Source organism: Verminephrobacter eiseniae EF01-2 (genome assembly GCF_000015565.1).
In the GTDB taxonomy this organism is placed as follows: Bacteria; Pseudomonadota; Gammaproteobacteria; order Burkholderiales; family Burkholderiaceae_C; genus Acidovorax; species Acidovorax eiseniae.
Genome location: NC_008786.1, coordinates 1395567 through 1409933 on the forward strand (window position 1 = coordinate 1395567; position 14367 = coordinate 1409933).

General features: G+C 62.4%; 18 protein-coding genes. 17 read left to right on the forward strand and 1 reads right to left on the reverse strand.

Annotated features, from left to right (window positions below; genetic code table 11):
• Positions 1-80 precede the first annotated feature (80 nt).
• Positions 81-1250: a D-alanyl-D-alanine carboxypeptidase family protein gene (locus VEIS_RS06120; protein WP_041949843.1), complete on the forward strand. Its 1170-nt coding sequence runs from the start codon at positions 81-83 to the stop codon at positions 1248-1250.
• Between the two features lie 105 nt (positions 1251-1355).
• Here the strand turns inward: VEIS_RS06120 and VEIS_RS06125 are convergent, their stop codons facing one another.
• Positions 1356-1724: an FCD domain-containing protein gene (locus VEIS_RS06125; protein WP_011809034.1), complete on the reverse strand. Its 369-nt coding sequence runs from the start codon at positions 1722-1724 to the stop codon at positions 1356-1358.
• 171 nt (positions 1725-1895) lie between these two features.
• Here VEIS_RS06125 and VEIS_RS06130 point away from each other — a divergent pair, with 171 nt between their 5' ends.
• The 16 genes from VEIS_RS06130 to rpsC all read left to right on the forward strand — a co-directional run bounded on the left by VEIS_RS06130 (position 1896) and on the right by rpsC (position 14367).
• Positions 1896-2657 carry an enoyl-CoA hydratase/isomerase family protein gene (locus VEIS_RS06130; RefSeq protein ID WP_011809035.1) on the forward strand — a complete coding sequence of 254 codons (762 nt, stop codon included), beginning with the start codon at positions 1896-1898 and terminating at the stop codon, positions 2655-2657.
• Between the two features lie 54 nt (positions 2658-2711).
• Positions 2712-3665: a Bug family tripartite tricarboxylate transporter substrate binding protein gene (locus VEIS_RS06135; RefSeq protein WP_232287859.1), complete on the forward strand. Its 954-nt coding sequence runs from the start codon at positions 2712-2714 to the stop codon at positions 3663-3665.
• Positions 3662-4831: a CaiB/BaiF CoA transferase family protein gene (locus tag VEIS_RS06140; RefSeq protein WP_011809037.1), complete on the forward strand. Its 1170-nt coding sequence runs from the start codon at positions 3662-3664 to the stop codon at positions 4829-4831. Before VEIS_RS06135 ends, VEIS_RS06140 begins: the two co-directional genes overlap by 4 nt.
• Positions 4832-4893: 62 nt before the next feature.
• On the forward strand, positions 4894-5199 hold the full coding sequence (locus VEIS_RS28330; RefSeq protein WP_157048415.1) for a hypothetical protein: 306 nt from the start codon (positions 4894-4896) through the stop codon (positions 5197-5199).
• A 72-nt stretch (positions 5200-5271) separates the two neighbouring features.
• Entirely contained in the window at positions 5272-5649 is a 378-nt protein-coding gene (rpsL, locus tag VEIS_RS06145) for a 30S ribosomal protein S12 (protein ID WP_011809038.1), read from the forward strand.
• A gap of 157 nt (positions 5650-5806) precedes the next feature.
• Positions 5807-6280 (forward strand): 30S ribosomal protein S7, encoded by a 474-nt coding sequence (gene rpsG / locus VEIS_RS06150; RefSeq protein WP_011809039.1) that lies wholly within the window; start codon positions 5807-5809, stop codon positions 6278-6280.
• Positions 6281-6446: 166 nt separating this feature from the next.
• Positions 6447-8549, forward strand: a complete 2103-nt coding sequence (gene fusA, locus VEIS_RS06155; protein ID WP_011809040.1) for an elongation factor G — start codon at positions 6447-6449, stop codon at positions 8547-8549.
• 130 nt (positions 8550-8679) lie between these two features.
• The gene (gene tuf, locus VEIS_RS06160) at positions 8680-9870 is read left to right on the forward strand and encodes an elongation factor Tu (protein WP_011809041.1); all 1191 of its coding nucleotides are present in this window, start codon (positions 8680-8682) and stop codon (positions 9868-9870) included.
• 26 nt (positions 9871-9896) lie between these two features.
• Entirely contained in the window at positions 9897-10208 is a 312-nt protein-coding gene (gene rpsJ, locus VEIS_RS06165; protein WP_005796953.1) for a 30S ribosomal protein S10, read from the forward strand.
• 199 nt (positions 10209-10407) lie between these two features.
• On the forward strand, positions 10408-11082 hold the full coding sequence (rplC, locus tag VEIS_RS06170) for a 50S ribosomal protein L3 (protein ID WP_011809042.1): 675 nt from the start codon (positions 10408-10410) through the stop codon (positions 11080-11082).
• Positions 11082-11702, forward strand: coding sequence for a 50S ribosomal protein L4 (gene rplD / locus VEIS_RS06175; protein ID WP_011809043.1), 621 nt, complete (start codon positions 11082-11084; stop codon positions 11700-11702). Before rplC ends, rplD begins: the two co-directional genes overlap by 1 nt.
• Complete coding sequence (gene rplW, locus VEIS_RS06180) at positions 11699-12013, forward strand: 50S ribosomal protein L23 (RefSeq protein ID WP_011809044.1); 315 nt, start codon at positions 11699-11701, stop codon at positions 12011-12013. The genes rplD and rplW overlap by 4 nt, the downstream gene beginning before the upstream one ends.
• Before the next feature lie 3 nt (positions 12014-12016).
• Positions 12017-12841 (forward strand): 50S ribosomal protein L2, encoded by an 825-nt coding sequence (rplB, locus tag VEIS_RS06185; RefSeq protein ID WP_011809045.1) that lies wholly within the window; start codon positions 12017-12019, stop codon positions 12839-12841.
• Positions 12842-12851: 10 nt separating this feature from the next.
• Entirely contained in the window at positions 12852-13127 is a 276-nt protein-coding gene (gene rpsS / locus VEIS_RS06190; RefSeq protein WP_011809046.1) for a 30S ribosomal protein S19, read from the forward strand.
• A gap of 10 nt (positions 13128-13137) precedes the next feature.
• Positions 13138-13470, forward strand: a complete 333-nt coding sequence (gene rplV / locus VEIS_RS06195) for a 50S ribosomal protein L22 (protein WP_011809047.1) — start codon at positions 13138-13140, stop codon at positions 13468-13470.
• A 12-nt stretch (positions 13471-13482) separates the two neighbouring features.
• A complete protein-coding gene (rpsC, locus tag VEIS_RS06200) occupies positions 13483-14367 on the forward strand; it encodes a 30S ribosomal protein S3 (protein WP_011809048.1) in 885 nt (294 codons plus the stop codon).

Consider the following 14367-nt stretch of genomic DNA (forward strand, 5'->3'; position numbering starts at 1 on the left):
GGGGCGCCGCCAGGGGCCGCGCGCGGGTGGCGCAGGGCGCCATGAGAAACTCGTATCTTTTTTTCGAGCCGCCCCACCCCATGAAACGCATCCTGTCCGTGCTACGCCCCCTGGCCATCTTGGCTGCGCTGGCCCCTGCTGCCTTCGGTGCCCACGCCCAGGCGCCACAGCCGCCCGAAATCGCCGCGCGCGCCTATATCCTGCTGGATGTCACCGCCAACCAGGTGCTGGCGGCCAAGAACATCGACGCGCCGGTGGAACAGGCCTCGCTGACCAAGCTGATGACGGCCTATCTGGTGTTCGACGCACTGCGCGCCGAAAAAATATCGCTCCAGCAAAATCTGCCCGTGAGCGAGCGCGCCTGGAAGATGCCCGGCTCGCGCATGTTCATCGACCCCACGATGCAGGTGCCGGTCGAAGATCTGCTCAAGGGCATGATCGTCCAGTCGGGCAACGACGCCGCCATGGCCCTGGCCGAAGGCGTGGGCGCCACGGCCGAGAACTTCGTCAAACTGATGAACGAACAGGCCAAGGCCCTGGGCATGCAGAGCACGAGCTACAAAAACCCCGAGGGTCTGACCGAGCCTGGCCACCTGTCGACGGCGCGCGATCTGGGCCTGCTGGCCACGCGCCTGATGAAGGACTTCCCGCAGCACATGCATTACTACGCCACCAAGCAGTACAGCTACCCCGGCACGCCGGCCAGCAACGCCAACAACCGCAACACGCTGCTGTACCGCGACCCGACCGTGGATGGCCTCAAGACCGGGCACACCGCCGCTGCGGGCTACTGCCTGGTGGCCACCGCCAAGCGCGAGTTCCCCGGCCTGGGCCAGCGCCGTCTGCTGTCCATCATGTTGGGCGCGGCCAGCGAAAGCGCGCGTGCCAACGAAAGCCAGAAACTGCTGAACTGGGGTTACACCGCGTTCGAGGCCGTCAAGCTGTTCGATGCCGGCCAGCCGGTGGCAACGCCGGCGGTCTGGAAGGGTCGGACGAGCCAGCTCAAGATCGGCCATGAAGAGGCCATCGTCATGACCGTGCCCGCAGGCAGCACCGGCAGGATCACCACCCGGATCGCACGCCCCGACCCGCTGGTCGCCCCATACACCAAGGGCCAGTCGATCGGCACCTTGCAGGTGATGCTCGGTGACCAGACGCTGGGCGAGGTGCCGCTGGTGGCGCTCGAAGACGTGCAGGAGGCCGGCATTCTGGGCCGTGCCTGGGATGCGATCCGGCTGTGGATCAAGTAGAGGCGGGATGCACGGCTCCAGTGCATCTGACCCAACATCCCTCGATGCGGCGCATCACGCCATGGACTGGCACCCCATCTTTCTTTGGCGGCTGCCGCACCATGGTCAGACTTTCAGCGCAAGTCGTTGGACAGGAATGAAGGGGTTTCCGCTGGCAAGGTAGATGACTTCATGCAGGGTGGCATTGGCGTCCTCGTAGCTGGCGATATCGTTGGTTTGTGCGCAACGGGCAGTCCCTTCCAAGGCTGTCTGCAGCATCGGCCTTCGGGATGCAACGATGCGACGCGCAGCCCAGCGGGTGAGCACGTCCTCCAGTTCGTCCAGGGCCTCCTCCATCATGGCAATGAGTTCGCTGGCCCGCAGCTTGCGCACATGGATGCCCGTGCGCGGCACGATATCGACAAGCCCCTGGACACCCAGCAACAGCAGTGCTTTGCGCACAGGCGTTCGCGAAGCATCGAGGCGCAACGCCAATTTTTCTCATCGATAGGGGCGCCCGGGGACAGCGCACCGGACGGGATCTCCTCCTCCAAGTGCTTGCGAATGCGGTCGAATGCGGTCTTGAAGGTTCAAAGGGGCGGGGGTTTGTACGGGGTGCATCAATGTAAAAGTATTCAGAGAATTCTTTGACATATCTGACGCCCCATGATGCGCCAACTTCCATCCCTGCAGATCAATGGCCGTGTTGCCTGCGTCACGCTGCAACGACCTGAAGCCGCAAACAAGCTGACGACGGAGGACCTGACCGAGCTGTGCAGGCATTTTCAAACGGTAGACCAAACGCCCGAGGTGCTGGTTTTGGTTCTTCGTGCGCAAGGAAAGCACTTTTGTAGCGGGTTTGATATATCGGCCATTGCCAAGGATAGCCAGACCGAGGGCAGCAGATTCGGAAAAATGGTCGATGAACTCGAAAAATGCACAGCGGTAACCATCGCGGCCGTCCATGGCGGAGTTTACGGCGGTGCGACAGACATGGCGCTGGCATGCGATTTTCGAATCGGCAGTCAAGACACCGAGATGTTCATGCCTGCCGCCCGGTTGGGGCTGCACTTTTACCTGTCCGGCATGGAGCGCTATGTCAGCCGGCTCGGGGTCGATGTCGCCAAAAGATTGTTCCTGACGGGCGAGAAGATGGACGCGCAGTCCATGTACGCCAGCGGATTTCTGACGCACCTCGTCGATCGCGCTGCATTTGATGAACAGTTGCAACGGCTCTCGGGCACGCTCAGCGCGATGGCGCCGCTGCCCCTGCTGGGCATGAAGAAACACCTCAACCACATCGCCCGGGGCATTGTTGACCCGGCTGCGGTGGCGGCGGATGTCAAGCGCAGCCTGCAGTCTGAGGATCTGGCGGAAGGAGGGCGCGCGTGGCAAGAGAAACGGCGCCCGATTTTCGCGGGGCGCTGAGGCGCAAAAAACCAATCTCTCACACCGGGGACAAGCGTGCAGCATGTCAGGCGTTTGCTCGCACTTGCGGTGATCATCACTTTGTCGGCCAGTGCCGTCGCGCAGTCATATCCAGCCAAGCCAATCACCTTGGTGGTCGGGTTTCCAACCGGGGGCGGCGCAGACACCGTCGCCCGGATCGTCACGAACAAGATGAGTCGCGTGCTGGGGCAAGCCATCGTCATAGACAACCGTCCCGGTGCGGGCACCACCATCGGTTCGGTCTTGGTCGCACATGCAGCACCCGATGGCTACACCTTGCTTCTGGGGAGTTCGAATCTGTACGGCAGCGATCAAATTCTCTACAGGAACGTGACTTACGACGGCGCCAAAAGCTTTGTGCCGATCTCCCGCTGGAGCTCTGCGCCGATGCTTTTGGCAGTCAACAAAGACTTCCCGGCGAACACGGCGCAAGAATTGATTGCGTTTGCCAGGCAAAGCCCGGGCAAGCTCTCCTATGCATCGTCGGGCATCGGCGTGGCGACCCACCTGGCTGCACTTTCCTTCGCGCGGGCCGCAGGTATTTCCATGCTCCATGTGCCTTTCAAGGGAGGCGCCCCTGCGCTGCTGGCGGTCGCCAGTGGCGATGTCCAGCTCGCATTTGGCACCCCGCCTTCGGTTCTGCCCATGGCCCAAGGAGGCAAGTTGCGTGTCTTGGCGGTGACCTCCGAGGCACGCTCGCCGATGTTCCCGGACATACCCGGCATGGCTGAAATTGGCGTCAAGGGCTATGACCAAACGTTCTGGTTCGGATTATTCGGGCCAGCGGGACTGCCAACGGACATAGCGCAGAAGTTGTTCGATGCAAGTGTCATCGCACTCGATGACCCGCAAGTGCAGGCCAAGTTGGCAAAGTCCGGCAATGAAGCAAAGCCGTCTGCCTCGCTTGCGGAGTTCCGCGAGTGGGCCATGGCCGAGGGCAGGAAAGCCAAAGAGTCGATCCTGCGCCACGGCGTCACCATGGAATGAGAACACCGGTGTCACATTCATCAAAAGGCCCCTTGGATGGTTACACCATCATCGATCTGACCCGCGTGCTGGCGGGCCCTTATTGCACCTTGCTGCTTGCCGATCTTGGTGCGCGAGTGATCAAGGTGGAGCAGCCGGGAGTAGGAGACGATGCCCGTCATATCGGTCCCTTTGTCGAGGGCGACTCGGCCTACTTCATGTCGGTGAATCGCAACAAGGAGTCCATTGCGCTGGATCTGAAGTCGGCTGACGATCGTCAGATTTTCGAGTCCTTGCTCCAAACGGCGGATGTGCTGGTCGAAAACTTTCGTCCGGGCACGATGGAGAAACTGGGGTATGTCTGGGAGGCGCTGCATGAGCGGCTACCGCGCTTGGTCTACACCTCGGTATCCGGCTTTGGCCAGACGGGGCCGTACAGCAAACGGCCAGCGTATGACATGGTGGTGCAGGCAATGGGGGGCATCATGAGTCTGACGGGCCAGCCGGGTGCGTTGCCGACACGGGTCGGTGTGTCGATCGGTGACTTGGCGGCGGGTCTGTATGCTGCGGTAGGAACTCAGGCGGCACTGTTGCAGCGCGAGCGCACGGGCTTCGGGGATCGGGTGGATGTGGCGATGCTCGACTGCCAGGTGGCTCTGCTGGAAAATGCCATTTCCCGGATGCAGGTCGACGGGCGTGTGCCTGGCCCTCTGGGTTCGCGACACCCGTCCATCACGCCCTTTGACGTCTTTCGTGCACGAGATGGCTGGCTCGTCATCGCAGCGGGCAATGATGCGGTGTTCCGCAAGCTGTGCGCGGTATTGGGCTTGCATGGATTGATCGAGGACCCGCGATTTTTGACCAACCACTTGCGTTGCCTGCATCATGAGGCGCTGAAGGCGCTGATCGAACGACAACTGAACTCGGCCCCATGCGCCGACTGGCAAGAAGTGCTGATGTCGAACGACATTCCGACCGGCCCCTATAACGATCTGGCGGCTGTGTGCAATGACCCGCAGATCCAATCCCGGCAAATGCTGATACAGGTGCAGGCGCGAAATGGGCAGAGCCTGACCGTGGCAGGAAGTCCCGTGCATGTGGGAGCGCACCGAACGCCGCTGGTGCGGCAACCACCGCAGCTAGATCAGGATCGGCAAGCCATCCTGGCAAGCATCGGAATCAGCTGACGCCTGCGCGCGTCGTCGACCGGTGCCAGCGCAACCGGTGTGGGCCGTTGCGGCCCAGCCTAGTGTCGCGTCACCGATCATCTGTCGGTCTGCGCTGGCCATCGAAGCGCATCGCGGCGTTGCATCGCTTGCCAATACGCTCGGTATTGGCTGCACGATGCGCCTTGCGCTGCGCTCCGATGGCTGCGCGCAGCCTACGACATCTGATCGGTGACGCGACACTGGTCCGGCGCCGCCGACCATGTCGAGGGGGGCGTCGGAATTCACGGACCTTCCCCTGCATCCGATCGGCGCGCCCGGGCGCATGGCTGAATTTTGAATTGGACGAGGCCGGGGCTTGCCGGCGCAGTCCGGTCCGGCTACATTAGAAGGCTTTTCGGGATTTCCGAAGGATTGTCCGCTTGCCGTTTTTGCGGTTTTGACGTTCAGGGACGTATTTCATGCCAACCATCAATCAACTGGTCCGTCAGGGGCGCGAGGTCGAAAAGATCAAGTCCAAAAGCCCTGCGATGGAAAACTCGCCGCAGCGCCGTGGCGTGTGCACCCGGGTGTACACCACGACGCCCAAGAAGCCCAACTCCGCTTTGCGCAAGGTCGCCAAGGTGCGTCTGACCAACGGTTCCGAGGTCATCTCCTACATCGGCGGTGAAGGCCACAACCTGCAAGAGCACAGCGTGGTGCTGGTGCGCGGCGGTCGTGTCAAGGACCTGCCCGGTGTGCGCTACCACATCGTGCGCGGCTCGCTCGACCTGCAAGGCGTGAAAGACCGCAAACAGGCGCGCTCCAAGTACGGCGCCAAAAAGCCCAAGGCCAAGTGAGCGTTGCAGATATTTCGGTGCTGCTTGCCGCGTGGCGCGGCGTTGCAGCGTAGTGACCCGAAAGCGCAAATGTCTTGCGCGGGTCGAGTAAGTGGGGGTTTTGCATGATCCCCGCGGTGTCTGCAAAGATGCCAACTGAAGCAAATGAGGTGAAAAAATGCCACGTCGTCGCGAAGTCCCCAAGCGTGAAATCCTGCCGGATCCCAAGTTTGGCAATGTAGAGCTGTCCAAATTCATGAACGTGATCATGGAAAGCGGCAAGAAGGCGGTTGCCGAGCGCATCATCTATGGCGCCCTGGAACTGATAGAGAAAAAGCACCCCGACAAGGACCCTCTGGAAGCCTTCACCGTGGCCATCAACAACGTCAAACCCATGGTCGAAGTCAAGTCCCGCCGTGTCGGCGGTGCCAACTACCAGGTGCCGGTGGAGGTGCGTCCTGTCCGCCGGCTGGCGCTGTCGATGCGCTGGATCAAGGAAGCGGCCCGCAAGCGTGGCGAAAAGTCGATGGCCCAACGTCTGGCCAACGAGTTGCTCGAAGCCACCGAAGGCCGTGGCGGTGCAATGAAAAAGCGCGACGAAGTGCACCGTATGGCCGAAGCCAACAAGGCGTTCAGTCACTTTCGTTTTTGAACGCCGGGCATTCATCGGACGCATCTGCCTGACGCACCCACCGTCTGGCGCCCGTCGCCAAGGCTGCCGGCAGCCTTGGAGCGGGAAGGCGCTCACGAACCTGACGGGTTGCAGCGCCGCAATGCTGGCCCGCCCCTGAACAACACGACCCATCGCAAGGATCCCCATGGCTCGCAAGACCCCCCTGGAGCGCTACCGCAACATCGGTATCTCGGCCCATATCGACGCTGGCAAGACCACGACGACCGAGCGCATTCTTTTCTACACCGGTGTGAACCACAAGATTGGTGAAGTGCACGACGGCGCGGCCACCATGGACTGGATGGAGCAAGAGCAAGAGCGTGGCATCACGATCACCTCGGCGGCCACCACCTGCTTCTGGAAGGGCATGGACATGTCCTTTCCCGAGCACCGCATCAACATCATCGACACTCCCGGCCACGTCGATTTCACCATCGAAGTGGAGCGTTCCATGCGCGTGCTCGACGGCGCCTGCATGGTGTATTGCGCCGTCGGTGGCGTGCAGCCCCAGTCGGAAACCGTCTGGCGCCAGGCCAACAAGTACCGGGTGCCGCGTCTGGCTTTCGTGAACAAGATGGACCGCACCGGCGCCAACTTCTTCAAGGTCGTCGACCAGATGAAGCTGCGCCTGAAGGCCAACCCCGTGCCCATCGTGATTCCGATTGGCGCCGAAGAGCATTTCACGGGGGTGGTCGATCTGCGCAAGATGAAGGCCATCATCTGGGACGAAGCCTCCCAGGGCATGAAGTTCAGATTCGAGGACATTCCCGCCGCGCTGCAAGCCAGCGCCAAGGAATGGCGCGAGAAGATGGTGGAAGCGGCGGCAGAAGCCTCTGAAGAGCTGATGAACAAGTACCTGGAAGAGGGTGATTTGTCGGAGGACGAGATCACCAGCGGCCTGCGCGCGCGCACCGTTGCCGGCGAAATCCAGCCGATGATGTGCGGCACTGCGTTCAAGAACAAGGGCGTGCAGCGCATGCTCGACGCCGTGATCGAACTCTTGCCCTCACCGCTGGACGTGCCCCCCGTGCCCGGCTTTGATGAAGACGACAAGGCGGTCACCCGCAGGGCCGACGACGGCGAGAAGTTCTCGGCCCTGGCGTTCAAACTGATGACCGACCCGTTCGTGGGCCAACTGACCTTTGTGCGCGTGTACTCCGGCGTGCTTGCCAAGGGCGACACCGTATACAACCCGGTGCGCGGCAAAAAGGAGCGCATCGGCCGCATCGTGCAGATGCACGCCAACGAGCGCCAGGAAGTCGACGAAATCCGCGCCGGAGACATCGCTGCCTGCGTCGGCCTGAAGGATGTGACCACCGGCGAAACCCTGTGCGACCCGACGGCCATCGTGACGCTCGAGCGCATGGTGTTTCCCGAGCCCGTGATTCGCCAGGCGGTGGAGCCCAAGTCCAAGGCCGACCAGGAAAAGATGGGGATTGCGCTGTCGCGCCTGGCCGCCGAAGACCCGTCATTTCGTGTCAGCACCGACGAGGAGTCGGGCCAGACCATCATCGGCGGCATGGGCGAGTTGCACTTGGAAATCATCGTCGATCGCATGCGGCGTGAATTCGGCGTCGAGGCCAACGTGGGCAAGCCCCAGGTGGCCTACCGCGAAACCATCCGCAAGACGGTGCAGGAAGCCGAAGGCAAGTTCGTGCGCCAGTCCGGCGGCAAGGGCCAGTACGGCCATGTCGTGCTCAAGATCGAGCCCAACGAAGCCGGCAAGGGCATAGAGTTCATCGACGCCATCAAGGGCGGTGTGGTGCCGCGCGAATACATCCCGGCCGTGGAAAAAGGGGTCAACGAAGCCGTGACCCAAGGCGTGCTGGCCGGCTACCCGGTGGTCGATGTCAAGGTCACGCTGCACTTCGGCTCGTACCACGATGTCGACTCGAACGAACTGGCGTTCAAGATGGCCGCCATCTTCGGCTTCAAGGAAGGCTGCAAGAGGGCCTCCCCGGTGATCCTGGAGCCGATGATGGCCGTGGAAGTGGAAACGCCGGAAGACTATGCCGGCAACGTGATGGGCGACCTGTCCTCACGCCGTGGCATGGTGCAAGGCATGGACGACATGGTCGGTGGCGGCAAGGCCATCAAGGCCGAAGTGCCGCTGTCCGAAATGTTCGGCTACTCGACCACGCTGCGTTCGATGTCGCAAGGCCGCGCCACCTACACGATGGAATTCAAGCATTACAGCGAAGCGCCGCGCAACGTGTCTGAAGCCATCGTGGCCGCGCGCGCAAAGTGAGAAACACCCCCTGATCTGAGCTTTGTCTGGTCTGCGATCGGGCGCCGCCCTGTCCCCTGTGCGGGGCGATACAGCCACCCGGTGCAGACGTTAAACCACCACACAGGACTTGCTCTTTGGAGAATTGGAAATGGCAAAAGGAAAGTTCGAGCGCACCAAGCCCCACGTCAACGTGGGCACCATCGGTCACGTCGACCATGGCAAGACAACGCTGACGGCGGCCATCGCCACCGTGCTGTCTACCAAGTTCGGCGGCGAAGCCAAGGCTTATGACCAGATCGATGCAGCGCCCGAAGAAAAGGCCCGTGGCATCACCATCAACACCGCCCATGTGGAATACGAGACGGCCAACCGCCACTACGCCCATGTCGACTGCCCCGGCCACGCCGACTATGTGAAGAACATGATCACCGGCGCCGCCCAGATGGACGGCGCCATCCTGGTGTGCTCGGCCGCCGACGGCCCCATGCCCCAGACCCGCGAGCATATCCTGCTGGCCCGCCAGGTGGGCGTGCCTTACATCGTCGTGTTCCTGAACAAATGCGACATGGTCGATGACGAAGAACTGCTCGAACTCGTCGAGATGGAAGTGCGCGAACTGCTCGACAAGTACGACTTCCCCGGCGACGACACCCCGATCATTCGCGGCTCGGCCAAGCTGGCGCTCGAAGGCGACAAGGGCGTGCAAGGCGAACAAGCCATCATGAAGCTCGCGCACGCGCTGGACACCTACATCCCGACGCCCGAGCGCGCGATAGACGGCACCTTCCTGATGCCGGTGGAAGACGTGTTCTCGATCTCCGGCCGCGGCACCGTGGTCACCGGCCGCGTCGAGCGCGGCGTCATCAAGGTGGGCGAAGAAATCGAAATCGTCGGCATCCGCGACACGCAAAAAACCATCTGCACCGGCGTGGAGATGTTCCGCAAACTGCTTGACCAGGGCCAGGCCGGCGACAACGTCGGCCTGCTGCTGCGCGGCACCAAGCGCGAAGACGTGGAACGCGGGCAGGTGCTGTGCAAGCCCGGCTCGATCAAGCCGCACACCCACTTCACCGCCGAGGTCTACGTGCTGAGCAAGGACGAAGGAGGGCGGCACACGCCGTTTTTCAACAACTACCGGCCGCAGTTCTACTTTCGCACCACGGACGTGACCGGGGCCATCGAGTTGCCGGCGGACAAGGAAATGGTGATGCCGGGCGACAACGTATCGATCACGGTCAAGCTGATCAACCCGATCGCGATGGAAGAAGGTCTGCGCTTTGCGATCCGCGAAGGCGGCCGCACCGTGGGCGCTGGTGTCGTGGCCAAGATCCTGGCCTGATGCGCCCGCAAAACCAGGAACCTGCCATGTCCAAGCAAAAAATCCGCATCCGCCTGAAGGCATTCGATTACAAGCTGATCGACCAGTCCGCAGCCGAGATCGTCGACACCGCCAAGCGCACCGGCGCCATCGTCAAGGGCCCCGTGCCCTTGCCAACGCGCATGAAGCGTTTTGACATCCTGCGCTCGCCGCATGTCAACAAGACCAGCCGCGACCAGCTCGAAATCCGCACGCACCAGCGCCTGATGGACATCGTCGACCCCACCGACAAGACGGTGGACGCACTGATGAAGCTCGACCTGCCTGCGGGCGTGGATGTCGAAATCAAGCTGCAATGATTCAAGCCATGCGAACCTGGCTGGAAAAAACCGGGTTCGCGCGCTATACTCTGCGGCTTGCCTGATTGGGCGCCGGCCCGGGAAAGCCGCCTGTAGCGCATGATGGCAACCGAAGTCTTATCAACCCTTCTTTCACGCACCTGAGGTGCAAACGCCGCAGCCAATTGAAGTTGCGGCGGTGGAAGTTTTGGAGAAACCAATGAGTCTGAGCAACTCCCTCGGGTTGCTGGGTCGCAAAGTGGGCATGATGCGTCTGTTCACCGATGATGGGGACGCAGTGCCTGTCACGGTGGTCGATGTGTCCGACAACCGCGTGACCCAGGTCAAAACCCAAGAGAACGACGGCTATGTCGCCTTGCAGGTCACGTTCGGTGCGCGCAAGGCCTCGCGCGTGAGCAAGCCCGAAGCCGGCCACCTTGCCAAGGCAGGGGTGCAAGCCGGAGAGATCATCCAGGAATTTCGCGTCAGCGCCGATACCGCCGCCCAGTACCAGGCGGGCGCATCGGTGGCGATAACGTCGGTGTTTTCCGTGGGCCAGAAGGTCGATGTGCAAGGCACCTCGATCGGCAAGGGCTATGCCGGCACCATCAAGCGCCACAACATGCGGTCGCAGCGCGCCTCGCACGGCAACAGCCGTTCGCACAACGTGCCCGGCTCGATCGGCATGGCGCAGGACCCGGGCCGCGTGTTCCCCGGCAAGCGGATGACGGGCCACCTCGGCGATGCCACCCGGACCACGCAAAATCTCGACCTGATCCGCATCGACGAAGCGCGGCAACTGCTGTTGATCAAGGGCGCCATCCCGGGCTCCAAGGGCGGGTTCGTGACGGTGCGTCCGGCCGTCCGGAGCCAGGCTGCGAAAGGAGCGAACTGATGCAGCTCGAACTCCTGAATGACCAAGGCCAGGGCGCATCCCGGCTGGATGTGCCCGAAACCGTTTTCGGTCGCGAATACAACGAAGCGCTGGTGCACCAGATCGTGGTCGCCTACCAGGCCAACGCACGCCAAGGCACCCGCGCCCAGAAAGACCGTGGGCAGGTCCGGCACTCGACCAGGAAGCCGTTCAAGCAAAAGGGCACGGGCAATGCGCGCGCCGGCATGACCTCCTCGCCGCTGTGGCGCGGGGGTGGCCGGATTTTTCCGAACATGCCGGACGAGAACTTCACGCACAAGATCAACAAGAAGATGTACCGCGCCGGCATGTCGGCGATCTTCTCGCAGTTGGCCCGCGAAGGCCGTCTGGCGGTGGTCGAATCGATCAAGCTCGACTCGCCCAAGACCCGGGTCCTGGCCGACAAGTTCAAGGCGATGAACCTGCAATCGGTGATGGTGATTGCCGATGAAGTCGACGAAAACCTGTATCTGGCAGCGCGCAACCTGGTGAACGTGCTCGTCGTCGAGCCCCGTTACGCCGATCCCGTGTCGCTGGTGCGCTTCAAGAAAGTGCTCGTCACCAAGGGCGCAATCGACAAACTCCAGGAGATGTTCGCATGAGCGCGCCCCACTTCGACGAAGCACGTCTGATGCAGGTGCTGGTCGCTCCCATCGTCTCCGAAAAGGCCACGATGCTTGCCGACAAGTCCAATGCCGTGACGTTCAAGGTGCTGCAAAACGCCACCAAGCCGGAGATCAAGGCCGCTGTGCAGTTGCTGTTCAAGGTTCAGGTCAAGGGTGTTTCCGTGCTCAATACCAAGGGCAAGACCAAGCGCACCGGCAAGACGATCGGCCGCCGCGACAATGTCCGCAAGGCCTATGTCACGCTGCAGCCCGGTCAAGAACTGAAATTCTCCGGGGAGGCCGCGTAAATCATGGCTGTCATCAAGATGAAACCCACCTCGCCCGGGCGCCGCGCCGTGGTGAAGGTCACGCGGGAGCACCTGCACAAGGGCCAGCCCCATGCCCCGCTGCTGGAGCCCCAGTTCCAGAAAGCGGGCCGCAACAACAACGGCCACATCACCACCCGCCACAAGGGCGGTGGTCACAAGCACCACTACCGGGTGGTGGACTTCAAGCGCAACAAGGACGGCATTGCGGCCAAGGTCGAGCGCATCGAGTACGACCCGAACCGCACGGCCCATATCGCGCTGGTGTGCTACGCCGACGGTGAACGGCGCTACATCATCGCGCCGCGCAACCTGGAAGTGGGCGCCACGCTGCTGTCCGGCGCGGAGGCCCCGATCCGCGCCGGCAACACGCTGCCGATCCGCAACATCCCCGTGGGTTCGACCATCCACTGCATCGAGCTCAAGCCCGGTGCCGGCGCGCAGATCGCCCGCTCGGCCGGCGCCTCGGCCACGCTGCTGGCGCGCGAAGGCACCTACGCCCAAGTGCGCATGCGCTCGGGCGAGGTGCGCAAGATCCACATCGAATGCCGCGCCACCATCGGCGAGGTGGCCAACGAAGAGCACAGCCTGCGCCAACTGGGCAAAGCCGGGGTCAAGCGCTGGATGGGGATCCGTCCCACGGTGCGCGGCGTGGCCATGAACCCGGTGGATCACCCGCACGGTGGCGGCGAAGGCCGCACCGGTGAAGGCCGCCATGCCGTCGATCCCTGGGGCAATCTGACCAAGGGTTATCGCACCCGCAACAACAAGCGCACACAGAGCATGATCGTGTCGCGTCGCAAGAAGTAAGGGGTAACGGATGACTCGCTCTCTCAAAAAGGGTCCATTTGTTGACCATCACTTGCTGGCCAAGGTCGAAAAAGCCGTCGCCACCAAGGACAAGAAACCCGTCAAGACCTGGTCGCGTCGCTCCATGGTGCTGCCCGAGTTCATCGGTCTGACCATCGCCGTGCACAACGGCAAGCAGCATGTGCCGGTCTATGTCACCGACCAGATGGTGGGCCACAAGCTGGGCGAATTCGCCCTGACGCGCACCTTCAAGGGCCACCCCGCTGACAAGAAAGTCAAGAAGTAAGGAGTCGACCATGCCTGAAACACATGCCATCTTGCGGGGTGTCCGTCTGTCGGTCGACAAGGGTCGTCTGGTCGCTGACCTGATTCGCGGCAAGAAGGTCGATCAAGCGCTGAACATCCTGAACTTCACGCAGAAAAAAGCTGCAGGAATCATCCGGAAGGTGCTGGAGTCGGCCATCGCCAACGCCGAACACAACGATAGTGCCGACATCGACGAACTGAAGGTCAAGACCATCCATGTCGAGCAAGGCACCACCCTCAAGCGCTCCGCCGCGCGCGCCAAAGGTCGCGGCAACCGCATCAGCAAGCCGACGTGCCATGTGTACGTGACGGTAGGCAACTAAAGGGCCAGGACCATGGGACAGAAAATCCATCCTACCGGCTTTCGCCTTGCGGTCAGCCGCAACTGGGCCAGCCGTTGGTACGCCGACAACCGCGATTTCGCCGGCATGCTGGCCGAAGACATCAAGGTGCGCGAGTACCTCAAGACCAAGCTCAAGAACGCCGCCGTCTCGCGCATCCTGATCGAGCGCCCGGCCAAGAACGCGCGCATCACCATTTACTCGGCCCGTCCCGGTGTGGTGATCGGCAAGAAAGGCGAAGACATCGAGAGCCTGAAAAAGGAACTCGCCGTGCGCCTGGGCGTGCCGGTGGCAGTGAACATCGAAGAAGTGCGCAAGCCGGAAATCGACGCCAAGCTGATCGCCGACAGCATCACGCAGCAGTTGGAAAAGCGCATCATGTTCCGCCGCGCGATGAAGCGCGCGATGCAAAACGCGATGCGTCTGGGGGCACAGGGCATCAAGATCATGTCGTCCGGCCGGCTCAACGGCATCGAAATCGCGCGTTGCGAGTGGTACCGCGAAGGCCGCGTGCCGCTGCACACGCTGCGTGCGGACATCGACTACGGCACCTCGGAAGCCAAGACCACCTATGGCGTGATCGGCGTCAAGGTCTGGGTCTACAAAGGCGACACGCTGGGCCGCAACGACCTGCCCGCCGTGGAAACCCCGCGCCCGGACGAAGAGCGCCGCCCACGCGGCCCACGCCGTGATGGCCGCCCCGGCGGCGACCGTTCGGGCGCAGGCCGTGGACCGCGTCGCCCTGCCGCTGGCAACAGCGCGCCGGCCGATGGCAGCGACAAGCCGGCTGGCGCCGGGGGCGCTGACAACACCGCCGTCAAGCGCGTGCGCAAAGTCGCCGCGCCTGCGGCACCCGCTGCGGACGTAAAGGGAGAATAA